Raw genomic sequence first — 13,780 nt, 5'->3', positions numbered from 1 at the left:
AATTTCAACCACCTGCCAGCGGTGTTCCCCGCTTCCGGATGCGACTGGCTGTTGCGCAATTGGGGGGATCGGCTTCTGCCGGGGCAAGCAGCCCCTAACTCCCCGAATTTCCCGATTTTGCGTTCGGGCGATGCCGACCGTGAGCTCGCGCAAAGCGACGTTCCTGGAGCCTGCCCGCAGGTGCGGGCTCCCGTCCGCGCGCCAGATGGGATGGTCGAAACGACAGGTCTAGATCTGTATATGCGGGACGTGCTTGAGCGAGACCTCATCGAGGGCCTCGCTATATCCGGCATCCGCGTAGCGGATGACGCCGAGGCCGGTGTCGTTGTCGAGGCTCATGGCGAGGCGTTCTGCCGCGGCGGCCGTGCCGTCGGCGATCAGGGTGACGCCGGCGCTGGTCATATAGCCGGCATAGCCTCCGCCGCCGGAATGGACGGCGACGAGATCGGCCTGGGACGAACATAAAGCCATGGCGTCGAGCAGCGGCCAGTCGGCGATGGCATCGGAGCCGTCGCGCATATTCTCGGTCATGATGTTCGGATGCGCCATGCCGGCGGCGTCGAGATGATCGCGCGAGAAGGCGACCGGTCCCTTGAGCGTGCCATTGGCGACGAGTTCATTGACGCCCAGCGCCAATTCGCTGCGCTCGCCATGACCCAGCCAGGCGATGCGCGCCGGCAGGCCTTCGAAAGGCACATATTGGCGCGCGAGCTTGATCCAGTTCGAGACGATCTGGTTGTCGCCGAACAGGCGCAGCACGAGATCGTCGATGGCACGGATGTCGTCGGGATCGCCCGACAGCGCCATCCAGCGGAACGGACCGATGGCGCGCGCGAAGAGCGGGCGCAGATAGGCTTCCGTAAATATGGGGATGTCGAAGGCATTGGCGACGCCGCCTTCTTTGGCGTGGGTGCGGATCAGATTGCCGTTGTCGAACACTTCCGCGCCGCGCGCCTGGAAGGTCAGCATGGCGCGCACATGGTCGACAATCGACGCGCGGCTCTCCTCCATCAGCTGTGCCGGCGCTGTCTTGCGCATGGCGCGCGCTTCCTCGAGCGATCGGGTCCGGGGTACATAGCCGAACACCAGATCGTGGGCGGCGGTCTGGTCGGTCACCACGTCGGGGATGACGCCGCGCCACGCGATCTCCGGATAGATGTCGGCGGCATTGCCGACAAGACCGACCGACAGCGCGCGACGCTCGGCCTTCGCGGCGGCGATCATCTCCAATGCGGAGTCGAGATCGGGGGCGATCGCTTCGAGATAGCCGATCTCCTTGCGCTTGCGCGCCCGTTCCGGATCGACATCGACGGTGAGGATCGCGGCGCCGGCCATGCGGCCTGCGAGCGGCTGCGAACCGCCCATGCCACCGAGCCCGGCTGTCAGCACGAAGCGGCCGGCGAGGGTGCCGCCGAAGCGCCGCTCGGCAATGCGCATGAAGATCTCATAGGTGCCCTGAATGACACCCTGCGAACCGATATATTGCCAGGCGCCGGCCGTGAGGCCGCCCCAGCAGATCAGGCCCTTGCGTTCCAGCTCGTAGAAGATCTCAGCCTTGGCCCATTGTCCCACGATGTTGCAATTCGCCATGATGACGAGTGGCGCCTTGGCGTGTGTGCGGAGCAGGCCGACCGGTTTGCCGGACTGGATGACCAGAGTCTGGTCTTCCTCCATGGTCGTCAGCGCCTGCACGATCGCCTTGTGTGCAGCCCAGTTACGGGCGGCGCGCCCCAGCGCCGCATAGACCACGAGGTTCGACGGATCCTCACCGACTGCGAGCACGTTTTCCAGAAGCCGCAGCAGACCTTCCTGCCGCCAGCCCTTGGCGCGCAGTTCTGGGCCGCCGGGAATCGGAAAATCGGGGTGCCGTGGATTCGCGGATGTCATGGCGGACTCCTGTCGTGTCTCAGGCCAGCGCGTAGCGTGCGATGTCGATGCCCATGGCGCGCTCGACGGATGGATAGACCGCCGGGTCCTTGACGCTGGAGGCGAGCGGAATGATCGTCTTCGGCACGTGGAACAGATGCACGTTCATGCCGACCTTGAGATGGCCGACGCTCATCGGCTCCGCATCGTCGGACAGCGTTGCGATGATGTCCGGGAAGGTCGCGAGGCGTTTACCCGAGGCATCGACGATGGCCATATATTCGTTCATCACATGCAGCGTGATGGCGCGGTCGCCTTCGCCGATGGTCAGCGTGCCGATGTCGAAGGCCTCCGGTGTATAGACCACGTTCTTCGTGGTGATCCTGCCGCTGCCGAGGATGGTGCCGCCGGTGTCCTTGCAGATCGCGTCGATCACGGCAGAGGGGCCCTTGGGCTCGGCCGCGAGAATGGCTTCACCCAGACGGAGTGCCAGCGAGATTCCCCCGAGCGCGGCGTTGTCACGCACATAGGACGCGCGCACCGGATTGCGGCAGGAGGCAATGAAGCCGCCCGACATATCGCCTGCGGTACGCAGGATCGGCGACACCTTGGCGGTGGCGCCGCGCACGGTGAGTTCGATGTAGCGGTTCTCGGCGCGGTTGCCGCCGGCGGCGGTCTGGATCATCGGCTCGGGCGAGCCGGCGAGACCGATCGATCCCATGTCGCCGGTCGGATGCGCGCGCATATCGCCCACGGCATCCACCACCTTGGTGCCGAGCAAAGCCGAAGGCAGCCAGGCATTCATGGTGGAGGACTTGCCGTTCTGGCCGATGATGAGGCCTTTCAGCGGTTCACCCAGCGCGTCCTGCAGCAACTGCACCGCGCGGACGTAATCCTTGCCCTGCATCTCCCAGGCGGTGGTCGACGCCGGCGCGCCGATCGCGGCGGCTGTGGCGACCCAGTCGTCATCGTCGAGTTCGTCGATCGACACGAGTTCGGGCTTGCCGACGAGAATCGCGGCGCGGCCGAGCATGCGCCCGTGATCCGCCCAGCCGCCGCCTCCGGCAGCGTAGACACCGCCGCCGCGTACGGCGGCTTCAATATCGCGTTCGGTCAGAATACGTCCCATCGGAATGTCTCCTCGGCAGATGTTCTTGTGTTCGATACGTGTTGGGTGATCGGAACGGCGAGCGTCAGGCCACCGGCAGTCGCTCGGAGAGAACCTGCGGCGGGCGCACGAATTGTCCGCTGCCGGGCTCGGCGAGAACCTTGCTGCCATCGAAAGCGAGCCGGCCGCGCACATAGGTTGCTGCGACAGTCCATGGCAGCGTGATGCCGTTATAGGGCGACCAGCCGACGACATTGTTGCCGCTTGCGGCGCCGTCATAGACGATGGGCTTGTCCACCAGCACGGTGATGTCGGCATCAAGGCCGGGGGCCAGCGCACCCTTGCGATCGTCGATGCGGAAGTGCCGCGCCGGATTGAACGACATCAGCTTCGCGGCATGGGTCAGCGGCAGCTTGCGTTCGACGAGGCCCTTCACCAGCAACGGCACCATGGCCTCCAAGCCGGGGACGCCGGAGGCGTTGGCGAGCATGTCGGGATTGACCTTGCGATCTTCCGACCAACTGACGTGATCGGTGGAGACCAGCGAGACGCGTCCCGCTGCAAGCTCCGCCCACAGCGCTTCCACATCGGCGCGCGGGCGCACCGGTGGATTGATCTTGGCCTTGCCGCCCAATCGGGAGACGTCATTCTCCTCGTCGAGGACGAGATAGTGGATACAGCACTCGGCCGTGGCGTGATGTCCTTCCGAGCGGTACCACGCGGCGATGTCGTAACCGCGTGCGACGGAGCAATGCACCACGTGGGCGGGACAACCGGTCTCGGCGCCGGTCTCATAGATCTGCAGCATCGCCAGAATTTCCGCGAGCGGCGGCCGCGACATGGCGTGTGCCCGCCAGTCGGTGATGCCCTTGGCCTTCACCTTGGCGATGGCGTCGCGGATGAACTCGTCGTCCTCGTTGTGAACACCGGCCGCGAGGCCGGTCGGTGCGATTGCGGCGAAGCAATCGGCGAGCAACGGCGCCGGGATGCGCGGGAAGCGTTTGGGGTCTGTACCGAAGGTCGAAAACTTGAAGGCAGCGACGCCGGCTTTCGCTTGCTCGGCGATACGCGCCGGACCCTCCTCGGGGTCGATGGTGCCGTAGAGCGCGAAGTCAACGCGCGCCTGCTGGCTGGCATGGGCAATCTTGCGCTCGACCGCGGCAGCCGAGCAGACGAGATCGCCTTCGTCATACGGCATGTCGACGATGGTCGTGACACCGCCGGCTGCGGCGGAGCGCGTCGACCAGACGAAGTCTTCCTGGTTGCGCTGCGACAGTGAGTGAACCTGTGCGTCGATGGCGCCAGGCAGGATCATGCCGGACTTGAAATCCTGTCGCTCCCGCGCGGCTGGTGGCGTGCCGTCACCGGTGGCGGCTACGCGTCCATCGCGCACGGCGACCCAGCCGTTGTCGCGAATGCTGTCGTGACCGATCACCTTGCCGGTCAGAACCAGATCGAAATCCATGTGCAACTCCACGCTTGCGGCCGGTTTACCCGGCCTCGTTGGTCGTGACGGCCCCCGTCGGGCCGCATTCCCTAGAGCTTGTGCTCCAGCCGTGCGATCAGGCGCACCACCGGCAGCAGCAAGATGAGATAGATGATGGCCGCGAGGATCAGCGGCGATGAATTGTAGGTGAGCGAGCGCGCCAGATTGGCGGAATGCAGCAGCTCAGGCACCGAGATGACGCTGGCGAGGGTCGTGAGTTTGATGAGTTCGACCGTATTGGAGAGCAGGTCCGGCAGCACGTTGCGCACGGCCTGCGGCAGCGTCACGTAGAGCAGTGCCTGCGTGGCGCTCAAGCCGGTGGAGCGCGCGGCCTCGCGCTGTCCCTTGGGCACGCTGACCATGCCGGCGCGATAGATCTCGCCGTAATAGCTCGCCGAATTGATCAGGAACGCGACGGCGACCGCCAGCAGCGCCGGCACGCGCAGTCCGATGAAGGGCAGGCCGGCATAGACAAACACGAGCAGCACCAGCGGCGGGAAGGCGCGAAAGAAATCGACCGCGACGATCGCCGGCCAGCGCAGCACGCGATACGGGCTTGTCGTCAACAGCATCACGAGCAGGCCGCCGACGAGACCGATCGGGATCAGGAACGAGCACAGCAGCAGTGTCTGCAGCAATCCCTGGAACAGGTAGGGCGCAACCTTGGCCATCACGTCGAGATTGAGGAATTCCTGCGTGAACTGTTCCATCAGTGCTCGCCCCACCGATAGTTGCGCTCAAGCATGCGGGACGCGATCACCAGCGGGATGAACACCAGCACATAGAGCAGGGCGCCCATGGTTAGCGGCGTCGCGTTGGCGGACATCGACAGCGCGGAATTGGCGCGGCCAAGAATCTCGTTGACGCCGATGGCGCTGCCGAGCGCGAGGTTCTTGGTGATGGAGATGGCGCGGTTGGTCAGCGGCGGAATGCCGAGGCGAACGGCCTGCGGCAGGATCACATAGCGTAGTGTCTGCGCGAAAGTGAGCCCCGTAGAGCGGGCGGCCAGCCATTGTCCTTTGGGAACGGAGGTGATGCCGGCCCAGAAAATCTCCTCGGCAAAGGCGGCAAGCACCGCGCCGAGCGACAGCCACAGCACGATCAGGCTCGGCAGCACGATTCCGATCGCCGGAAAGCCGAAGAACAGGACGAGGATGATCGCCAGCGGTGGCAATGAGCGGAAGATATCGACGAAGACGATGATCAGGAAATTGAGGCTCTTCCAGCCGATGGCGCGCAGCGCGGCGAGGCCGAAGCCGACCACGATGCCGGTCATCACGACGGCGAGGCCCGCGAGAATCGTCACGCTGGCGCCCTGCAGGATCTCCCAGCCGTACTTCATCGCGATATCCGCGTTGAAGAACGTGAAGACGAAACGATCCCAGTTGCTCATCGCGTCGGTGGCGGTCATGGCCTAGTGCCTGATCTGCGCGAGAAAACGTCTGGTGCGGTCTTCCTGCGGACGCAGAAAGATGTCTTCGGCGCTGCCTTGCTCGATGACGAGACCGCCGTCGAGAAACACCACCTTGTCGGCTGCCTCGCGCGCGAAATTCATCTCGTGGCTGGCGATCACCATGGTGATACCGCGGTCGCGCAGGTCCTTGACGACGGCGAGCACGCTGCCGACGAGTTCCGGGTCCAGCGCGGAGGTCGGCTCGTCCATCAGGATGATCTTGGGATCGAGCGCGAGCGAACGCGCAATGCCAATGCGTTGCTGCTGGCCGCCGGAGAGTTGCGCGGGATAGGACGCGGCCTTGTCGGGCAGACCCACCAGCGCCAGCATCTCCGCGGCACGGGCGTTGGCGTCGGCCGTGCTCATGCCGGCGACCTTGCGCAAAGCGAGGGTGATGTTCTTCTGCACGGTGAGGTGCGGATAGAGATTGAAGCTCTGGAACACCATGCCGATCTGTCGCCGCGCGGCGTTGATATCGGTGCGCGGCGACAGCAGGTCCACATCATCCATGATGATGGAGCCGGAATCCGGCTCCTCAAGGCGGTTGCAGCAGCGCAGGAGCGTGCTCTTGCCCGAGCCGGACGGCCCGATCAGGAACACCAGTTTGCCTGGCTCAACCAGGAGGTCGACGCCCTTCAGAACTTCGGTTGGGCCGAAGCTCTTCCGGACGCCGCGCGCTTCCAGCAGATAGCGGGATGCAGGCGTTGCTGCCGTCGAACTCATGAGCAGGTTGGCTTCTGCTCGGTCGGGTCGTAACCGGCGACGCCCGGTGCGCCATAGCCGGGATAGATGGTGGTGGTCGCCGAACCGGCCTCCGGCTCAACACCGAACCATTTCACGTAGAGCTTCTTCAGCGTGCCGTCCTGCTTCATGCAGACCAGCGCGTCTTCGAGCTTGTTGCGCAATTCCGTATTTCCGTTGCGCAGCGGCATGCTCCAGACGAGACCCGTCTTGTAGAGAAAGGCATTCTTCAGCCGCGGATTGTTCTTCACGATCCAGGCGACGACCGTGGCGGCCGAGATGTTGGCATCGGCACGGCCGGCGAGCACGGCTTGCGCCGCGTCGGTGCTGGTGGCGAAGGATTCCGACTTCCAGCCATATTTGGCGGCGTTGTCGTTGACCCATTTCTCGTAGATCGCGCCCTTCTGCACGGCGATGGTCTTGCCGGCGAGATCTTCGAGCTTGGTGATGGGAGGCGCCGAAGCCAGCGTCATGAAGCGATAGTCGGCGTCGACGAAGCCTTCCATGAACAGCAATTGCTGCGCGCGCTCGGGCGTCACAGTGACAACGGCGGCGAGGAAGTCGTAGGTGCCGGCCTGCAGCGCCGGAATGAGGCCGGCGAATTGCGCGCCTTCCACCGTGATCGGGCGCTTGATGCGCTTCGATATTTCGTCGACGACGTCGATGTTGAAGCCTTCAAGGCCGCCCGACAGTTTGGGCATGGCGTGAGGCGCGAAGGTCGAGTCGATTGCCGACTTCAGCGGCTCCTGGGTTTGGGCGAATGCGGGGCTGGCCAAAGCCAGGAGCCCGGCGGCAACGATCATTGCTTTCATCAACACCTCCATTGGTGCGGCCAAACCAGCTCGGCGTCTGGCTCCGCGATCCCTGTCATGAAGGCTAGCGCAATTGTGCAATGGGGGGATATCCCATTTCATGTACATCCTATACGCTCTCGCTGCAGCGCGGAAAAATCGTCTCCTGACCCGGACAATAATGGAATGGACATCGCAACCCTGGTGATGACAGCGGCGGTGCTTCGCTGCGGCAATGTGCGCGAAGCCGCGCGTCAACTTGGCCGCGCACCCAGTACGCTCTCGGCAGCTGTGAAACGGTTCGAACGCTCCATTGCGGCGCCGCTGCTGAATCGCGTGGGTGCAGCGAGCTTTCTTACGCTCGAGGCGCGGCGCATGCTGGATGAGATCGAAGCCGCGGCGAATATTGCGATGGGGATGATTGCGCCCGACCGGGCAGGCGATGCAGCACGGGCTTTCTGCGCCGAGCGTGATGTCAGTCTGACGGCCCTGCAGCGTGTCGCACTGGTTGCGGAAACCGGTAGTGTTCGTCGTGCCGCACGCATCATCCGTCTCGGACAGCCGCAACTCGCGCGACAGATTTCACGCGTCGAAGATGAACTCGGCAGCGTGTTGTTTCATCGCTCCCGTATCGGTGTCACGCCGACGCCGGTATGCCAGTTGCTGATCACGTCGCTGGCCGAACTTGAAAAAACCATGCAGCGACTGTCGCGGCGCGCGCGCGAACGTTTCCGTTCGACCAATGCCACGATCAGGCTCGGGGCGGTGATGCCGCTCGGTCACGAAAGCAATGTCGCGCGGCTGCTGGCCTTTCTCGTCGCAGCCTGGCAGCGGGATCGGCCGACGCAGCCACTGTTTGTCACCAATGGTACGGCAGAGGATCTGCTCACCGGCCTGAAGGACAAGCGCTGCGATGTAGCACTGATCGATAGCGATACGATCCCCGCCGATGTGTCGTCGCGTGCCCTGGTGCGCTCGAAGCTAGTAATTGTCGGCGCACGCGATCTGCTCGGTGATTGTCCCGACATTGTGAGTGTGCTTCGGCAGCAGCCGCTTGCGCTGCCGAGCCGCCGCACGGGTCTCGGCCAGGCCGCGCATAAATTGCTGGCTCAATTGCTCACTCAGGCAGAGGTGGACGCGTTGGCCGTCACCGAAATCGACTCGATTCCGATCATCGCCAATCTGATGCTGGACTTCGGCTTTGTGTCGGTCCTGCCGGAAAGCGCACTGGTGTCGTTCGACGAACGTCTCGTGGCTTTGCCGGTCGACCCTGCGCTGGAACTGATCCTGTCGCTGGTCTGGACGCAGACCGAAGGCGCGCGGCGCGGAGCCCGCGCCATTCTTGCGGCCTTGCGCAGCTATGCGCCGGCAACGCCGGCGGCTTCCATGATGGTCAACAGCGACTGACGGGGGTCGCCGACCTTCCAGGCTTTCGCCCTTGCTGACGGGATCGACGATATCGCGAGCCACCTGCCGTCCTTCAATATGAATTATAATTCTTGATCTTTTTCAATTTCGTGCATTATGCTGCACGGGAGCGAGCGCGGGTGAGGCAGTGCCTCCACCCGGCGTCCGTCTGCATTGTTAGGCCGGGTCAACCGGTCATCAATTATTTCGAGGGGAGACGAGTCGATGACCACCAAGGGGTTTCTGCGTCCGCTGACGCGGCGCGCCATGCTGTCCGGGACGGCTGGCGCCGCAACATTCATTGCGACGTCGCCACTTCATAGCCCGGCCATCGCGCAGAACGCGCCGTTGAAAGTGGGGATGATGCTTCCCTACACCGGGACCTATGCGAAGCTTGGCCAGTTCATCGATGACGGCTTCCGCCTCTATGTCGAACAAAAGGGCGGCAAGCTCGGCGGGCGCGACATTGCGTTCGTGCAGGTGGACGATGAATCGAAGCCGGAAGCAGCCACCGACAACATGAACCGGCTGGTCGGCCGCGAGAAGGCTGACGTCGTTGTCGGCACCGTTCATTCCGGCGTGGCCATGGCCATGGTCAAGGTCGCGCGCGACACCAAGACGCTGCTGATCATTCCGAATGCCGGCGCCAATGACGCGACCGGTCCGGCCTGCGCGCCGAACATCTTCCGCACGTCGTTCTCGAACTGGCAGAGTACCTACCCGATGGGCAAGGTGATGGCTGATGCCGGTATCAAGAACGTGGTTACGATCACATGGCGTTATACGGCCGGTGCCGAGATGATCGGCGCCTTCGCTGAAAACTTCACCAAGAACGGCGGCAAGATCGTCGCGGACCTGACGGTGCCATTTCCGGAGGTGGAATTTCAGGCGCTGATCACGCAGATCGCCCAGTTGAAGCCCGATGCCGTGTTCAGCTTCTTTGCCGGCGGTGGCGCAGTGAAGTTCGTCAAGGACTATGCGGCGGCTGGCCTGAACAAGACCATTCCGCTTTATGGCGCAGGCTTTCTCACCGACGGTACCATCGAAGCGCAGGGCGAAGCCGCCAAGGGCATCAGGACGACGCTGCACTACGCAGACAATCTCGACAATCCCGCCAATCTCGCTTTCCTCAAAGCCTTCAAGGCCAAGACGGGCAAGGACGGCGATATCTATGCCGTACAGGGCTACGATGGCGCGGCGCTGCTGGATATCGGGCTGACCGCCGTGGGCGGCGACTTCACTGCGCGCGAGAAGATGATTGCGGCGATGGGAGCTGCGAAGATCGACAGCCCGCGCGGGCCGCTGTCCTTCAACAAGGCGCATAACCCGATCCAGAACATCTATCTGCGCGAGGTCCGCAACGGGCGGAACGAGATGATCTCGGTCGCCCAGGCCGCTGTCGATGATCCGGCGCGAGGCTGCAAGCTGACCTGAAGCACCGCTGCGCGGTCTGTTGATGGAGATCGAATCGTCGATGCCTGTTGCGCGTGACGCCTTCCGTGAAGGAGGCGCGCGCTGCGCAGCCGAATATGGCCTCATGCCTGATTGTGCCGGCGACTGAAGGTAGCCTGCCGTGGTTGGATTGATCTGATGGACCTCATCACACTAGGCGTTCAGTTGCTGAATGCCGTTCAGTACGGCGCGGTCCTGTTCCTTGTCGCGAGCGGCCTGACGCTCGTGTTCGGCATCCTGGGGGTCATCAATCTGGCCCATGGTGCGTTCTATATGCTCGGCGCCTATCTGGCTTACTGGATCACATTGATGACCGGTAGTTTTGCCATCGCCCTGCTTGGCGGTGTGCTGGTTGCCTTTATCATCGGCATTCTGCTCGAGACCGTCTTCGTTCGTCTTCTCTATGGCCGGGATCACTTAGCGCAGGTGTTGCTCAGCTTCGGCCTCATTCTCGTCATCGACGAAATCAGGCAGTTGCTGTTCGGCAAGGACGTGCATGCGGTGGCTCCGCCCGCATGGCTGTCGGGATCGATCCAGCTGACCGATAACCTGTCCTATCCGGTTTACCGGCTGGCGATCTGTGCATTCTGCCTGATGGCGGCACTCGTCATCTTCTTCGTGATCACGCGCACCAAAATCGGCATGATCGTGCGGGCGGGTTCGGAAAATCGCGAGATGGCGCGCGTGCTCGGCATCAAGTTCGACCGGGTCAACCGCTACGTCTTCGCCGCCGGCATCGCGCTCGCGGCGCTCGGCGGCATCCTGATCGCACCGATCTCGACAGTGTTCCCCGGCATGGGGGATGGCATGCTGATCCTGTCCTTTGTCGTGGTCGTGCTCGGCGGCATCGGTTCGGTTGCCGGCGCAGCGGTCGGCGCACTGCTGATTGGCCTTACGGATACGTTCGGAAAGGTGTTCTTTCCCAGCGTGTCCAGCATTCTGATCTATGTGTTGATGGCAGCCGTGTTGCTGTGGCGGCCCAGTGGAATTCTCGGACGCCAGGATGCTTGATATGAGCATGCCCAATCTGCGGGTCCGATTGTTCGGCATCGCCTGTCTGGCCATGGCGATTGCGCTGCCATTCTGTGTATCGACCTATTACACGCAGTTCTTTGCCAAGGCGCTCATCATGGGCATGCTGGCGATGTCACTGAATCTCGTGGTCGGCCATGGCGGTTTGGTGAGCCTCTGCCATGCCGCCTTTTTCGGCCTCGCGGGATACGTGCTGGCGCTGTTGTCGCCGCGTTATGATGCGGCGTCGCTGCTAACGACGCTTCCGATTGCGATCCTGTGCTCCGGCGCGGCGGCCCTGCTGATCGGTGCGCTGGTGCTGCGTACCCGCGGCGTCTATTTCATCATGGTGACGCTCGCCTTTGGCGAGATGCTGTTCTTCTTCTTCCACGATACCAAATTCGCGGGCGGATCGGATGGCATCTCCATCAATATCCGGCCCGAGATCGCCATTGCCGGCCGCCAATTGCTCGATCTCGACAAGCCCGTGACCTTCTACTTTGTCGTGCTGGGTTTCCTGGTGGGCGTGATTGCTCTGCTCACGATGGTGGTCCGCTCACCGTTCGGGCGGGCGCTGGCGGCAGCCAGGGACAATGAGCGTCGGGCACGGTCGCTCGGCTTTCCGATCTTCCGCCTCCGCCTGACGGCGTTCACCCTGTCCGGCGCGCTGGCCGGCGCTGCCGGCTATCTGGCTGCGGCGCAGTTCGGCTTCGTCGCACCGCAGATGCTCGGATGGCATCAATCGGCGACGATCCTGGTCATGGTGCTGATCGGCGGCCTGCGCTCGGTCACCGGGCCGCTGGTCGGCGCGCTGGTTCTGATCGGCATGGAAGAAGTGCTGAAGGCGCATCTCGACAACTGGAAGCTTGTCGAAGGCTTGATCATCATCGGCATCGTTATCCTGCTGCCTAATGGTGTCCGGCAAATCTGGTCGATGGTGTTCGGGGCGTCGCCGCAACGCGCGGCCGAGATCAAGCCTGCAGCTGCGGAAGCCCGTCATGCATGACATTGCGCTGCGTGCTGCTGGATTGCAGAAACGTTTCGGGGGCCTGCTGGCCGTCTCCGACGTGTCGATCGACATTCGCGTTGGCGAGATCCATGCGGTGATCGGCCCCAACGGTGCCGGAAAATCCACGCTGATCAATCTGCTGGCCGGCGAATTGCTGCCGACATCGGGGGAGGTCCTGCTGAATGGTGCGGATATCACGTCGCTGTCGCCGGACCGCCGCGCGCGCGCCGGTCTCGGCCGCGCCTATCAGAAGACGACGTTGTTTGCGCAATTCAGCGTGCACGAGAATGTGCGCCTTGCGGCGCAGGCCCGTTCAATCGCGCCGCTCCGGATGTTTGGCGGCGCGCGCAGCGACCGGCCATATCTCCAGTTGGTCAACGATGCGATCGACCGGGTCGGGTTATCCGCACGGTCGCAGGTCATGGCCGACAAGTTGAGTCACGGCGAACAGCGTCAGCTCGAAATCGCGATGGTGCTGGCGACCAATCCGCGGGTCATTCTGCTCGACGAGCCATTGGCCGGCATGGGGCCATCGGAAGCGCGGGGCATCATTGGATTGATTGCGTCGCTGAAGGCCGATCGTGCGCTGCTGGTGGTGGAGCACGATATGGACGCGGTGTTCGAACTGGCAGACCGATTGACGGTGATGCAGGACGGCTGTGTCATTGCCACAGGTTTGCCGCAGGACGTGCGCGTGGATCCCGGCGTGCGCGCCGCCTATCTCGGTGCTGACGGAGGCATCGCATGACGGCCTTGCTGGAGGTGGAACAGCTCGATGCGTTTTATGGCGCCAGCCAGATTCTGCACGGCATCGATCTGGCCTTCGCACCGGGCGAGCAGGTGGCGCTGATCGGCCGCAACGGCATGGGCAAGACCACGCTGTTGCGTTCGCTGATGGGATTGATGCCGCTTTGTCGCGGCAGTTTGCGCTTCCACGGCCATGATATCCGCAATGCAGCGCCCGAAACGATCGCGCGATGCGGCATGGCACTGGTGCCGGAGGGCAGGGGCATTTTTGGCTCGCTGTCGGTCACCGAAAATCTGGTGATGGCTGCGCGACCAGGCAATCACGGTCGTCAGTCCTGGACCCTGCCGAAAATCTTCGAGCTGTTTCCACGTCTGCACGAACGCCGCAACAATGGCGGGCATCAGTTGTCGGGGGGCGAGCAGCAGATGCTGACCATCGGTCGTGCGCTGATGACCAATCCCGACATGATCATGATCGACGAAGCCACCGAAGGTCTGGCGCCGCTGGTGGCGCAGTCGATCTGGAAAACATTGGCGATCGTTCGGGGCGAGGGCATCGCGACCATCGTCGTGGACAAGGATTTCCGGAGTCTGGCGAAAATTGCCGACCGAATGGTGATCCTGTCGAAGGGCTGCGTGGTGTTCGACGGAACGCCTGCGGCATTGGCTGCGCAACCGGACGTGCTGGAGCGCCATCTCGGCGTTTGAC

Annotated in this window: 13 protein-coding genes; 6 read left to right on the top strand and 7 right to left on the bottom strand. The window is 63.3% G+C overall.

What is annotated here, in order from left to right:
* Positions 1 to 228 precede the first annotated feature (228 nt).
* The 7 genes from ACEK02_RS14355 to ACEK02_RS14325 form a co-directional block, all read right to left on the bottom strand.
* A complete protein-coding gene (locus ACEK02_RS14355) occupies positions 229 to 1,887 on the bottom strand; it encodes a urocanate hydratase (RefSeq protein WP_371422351.1) in 1,659 nt (552 codons plus the stop codon).
* A 19-nt stretch (positions 1,888 to 1,906) separates the two neighbouring features.
* Entirely contained in the window at positions 1,907 to 2,995 is a 1,089-nt protein-coding gene (locus tag ACEK02_RS14350; protein WP_371422350.1) for a DUF917 domain-containing protein, read from the bottom strand.
* A 64-nt stretch (positions 2,996 to 3,059) separates the two neighbouring features.
* Positions 3,060 to 4,439 carry a dihydroorotase family protein gene (locus tag ACEK02_RS14345; protein ID WP_371422349.1) on the bottom strand — a complete coding sequence of 460 codons (1,380 nt, stop codon included), beginning with the start codon at positions 4,437 to 4,439 and terminating at the stop codon, positions 3,060 to 3,062.
* Between the two features lie 71 nt (positions 4,440 to 4,510).
* The gene (locus ACEK02_RS14340) at positions 4,511 to 5,170 is read right to left on the bottom strand and encodes an amino acid ABC transporter permease (RefSeq protein WP_371422348.1); all 660 of its coding nucleotides are present in this window, start codon (positions 5,168 to 5,170) and stop codon (positions 4,511 to 4,513) included.
* Complete coding sequence (locus tag ACEK02_RS14335) at positions 5,170 to 5,871, bottom strand: amino acid ABC transporter permease (protein WP_371422347.1); 702 nt, start codon at positions 5,869 to 5,871, stop codon at positions 5,170 to 5,172. The genes ACEK02_RS14340 and ACEK02_RS14335 overlap by 1 nt, the downstream gene beginning before the upstream one ends.
* A 3-nt stretch (positions 5,872 to 5,874) precedes the next feature.
* Positions 5,875 to 6,636, bottom strand: coding sequence for an amino acid ABC transporter ATP-binding protein (locus tag ACEK02_RS14330; protein ID WP_371422346.1), 762 nt, complete (start codon positions 6,634 to 6,636; stop codon positions 5,875 to 5,877).
* Complete coding sequence (locus ACEK02_RS14325; protein ID WP_371422345.1) at positions 6,633 to 7,466, bottom strand: transporter substrate-binding domain-containing protein; 834 nt, start codon at positions 7,464 to 7,466, stop codon at positions 6,633 to 6,635. The genes ACEK02_RS14330 and ACEK02_RS14325 overlap by 4 nt, the downstream gene beginning before the upstream one ends.
* Positions 7,467 to 7,631: 165 nt before the next feature.
* Here ACEK02_RS14325 and ACEK02_RS14320 point away from each other — a divergent pair, with 165 nt between their 5' ends.
* The 6 genes from ACEK02_RS14320 (at position 7,632) to ACEK02_RS14295 (ending at position 13,779) form a co-directional block, all read left to right on the top strand.
* On the top strand, positions 7,632 to 8,852 hold the full coding sequence (locus tag ACEK02_RS14320) for a LysR family transcriptional regulator (protein WP_371422344.1): 1,221 nt from the start codon (positions 7,632 to 7,634) through the stop codon (positions 8,850 to 8,852).
* A gap of 225 nt (positions 8,853 to 9,077) precedes the next feature.
* The gene (locus tag ACEK02_RS14315; RefSeq protein WP_371422343.1) at positions 9,078 to 10,286 is read left to right on the top strand and encodes an ABC transporter substrate-binding protein; all 1,209 of its coding nucleotides are present in this window, start codon (positions 9,078 to 9,080) and stop codon (positions 10,284 to 10,286) included.
* A 156-nt stretch (positions 10,287 to 10,442) separates the two neighbouring features.
* Positions 10,443 to 11,315 carry a branched-chain amino acid ABC transporter permease gene (locus ACEK02_RS14310; protein ID WP_371422342.1) on the top strand — a complete coding sequence of 291 codons (873 nt, stop codon included), beginning with the start codon at positions 10,443 to 10,445 and terminating at the stop codon, positions 11,313 to 11,315.
* Between the two features lies 1 nt (position 11,316).
* Positions 11,317 to 12,321: a branched-chain amino acid ABC transporter permease gene (locus ACEK02_RS14305; protein ID WP_371422341.1), complete on the top strand. Its 1,005-nt coding sequence runs from the start codon at positions 11,317 to 11,319 to the stop codon at positions 12,319 to 12,321.
* The gene (locus ACEK02_RS14300) at positions 12,314 to 13,072 is read left to right on the top strand and encodes an ABC transporter ATP-binding protein (RefSeq protein ID WP_371422340.1); all 759 of its coding nucleotides are present in this window, start codon (positions 12,314 to 12,316) and stop codon (positions 13,070 to 13,072) included. The genes ACEK02_RS14305 and ACEK02_RS14300 overlap by 8 nt, the downstream gene beginning before the upstream one ends.
* Entirely contained in the window at positions 13,069 to 13,779 is a 711-nt protein-coding gene (locus tag ACEK02_RS14295; protein WP_371422339.1) for an ABC transporter ATP-binding protein, read from the top strand. Before ACEK02_RS14300 ends, ACEK02_RS14295 begins: the two co-directional genes overlap by 4 nt.
* Position 13,780: the final 1 nt, after the last annotated feature.

This window comes from Tardiphaga sp. (assembly GCF_041424195.1).
GTDB lineage: Bacteria > Pseudomonadota > Alphaproteobacteria > Rhizobiales > Xanthobacteraceae > Tardiphaga.
The sequence above is the reverse complement of the archived record's forward strand: the minus strand, read 5'-3'. Positions and strand labels throughout refer to the sequence as shown.

Coding starts and splice junctions, on each gene's coding strand:
- ACEK02_RS14340 (WP_371422348.1), bottom strand. CDS start 5,170: ATGGAACAGTTCACGCAGGAATTCCTCAATCTCGACGTGATGGCCAAG.
- ACEK02_RS14310 (WP_371422342.1), top strand. CDS start 10,443: ATGGACCTCATCACACTAGGCGTTCAGTTGCTGAATGCCGTTCAGTAC.
- ACEK02_RS14300 (WP_371422340.1), top strand. CDS start 12,314: ATGCATGACATTGCGCTGCGTGCTGCTGGATTGCAGAAACGTTTCGGG.
- ACEK02_RS14330 (WP_371422346.1), bottom strand. CDS start 6,636: ATGAGTTCGACGGCAGCAACGCCTGCATCCCGCTATCTGCTGGAAGCG.
- ACEK02_RS14295 (WP_371422339.1), top strand. CDS start 13,069: ATGACGGCCTTGCTGGAGGTGGAACAGCTCGATGCGTTTTATGGCGCC.
- ACEK02_RS14320 (WP_371422344.1), top strand. CDS start 7,632: ATGGACATCGCAACCCTGGTGATGACAGCGGCGGTGCTTCGCTGCGGC.
- ACEK02_RS14315 (WP_371422343.1), top strand. CDS start 9,078: ATGACCACCAAGGGGTTTCTGCGTCCGCTGACGCGGCGCGCCATGCTG.
- ACEK02_RS14305 (WP_371422341.1), top strand. CDS start 11,317: ATGAGCATGCCCAATCTGCGGGTCCGATTGTTCGGCATCGCCTGTCTG.
- ACEK02_RS14325 (WP_371422345.1), bottom strand. CDS start 7,466: ATGAAAGCAATGATCGTTGCCGCCGGGCTCCTGGCTTTGGCCAGCCCC.
- ACEK02_RS14345 (WP_371422349.1), bottom strand. CDS start 4,439: ATGGATTTCGATCTGGTTCTGACCGGCAAGGTGATCGGTCACGACAGC.
- ACEK02_RS14350 (WP_371422350.1), bottom strand. CDS start 2,995: ATGGGACGTATTCTGACCGAACGCGATATTGAAGCCGCCGTACGCGGC.
- ACEK02_RS14355 (WP_371422351.1), bottom strand. CDS start 1,887: ATGACATCCGCGAATCCACGGCACCCCGATTTTCCGATTCCCGGCGGC.
- ACEK02_RS14335 (WP_371422347.1), bottom strand. CDS start 5,871: ATGACCGCCACCGACGCGATGAGCAACTGGGATCGTTTCGTCTTCACG.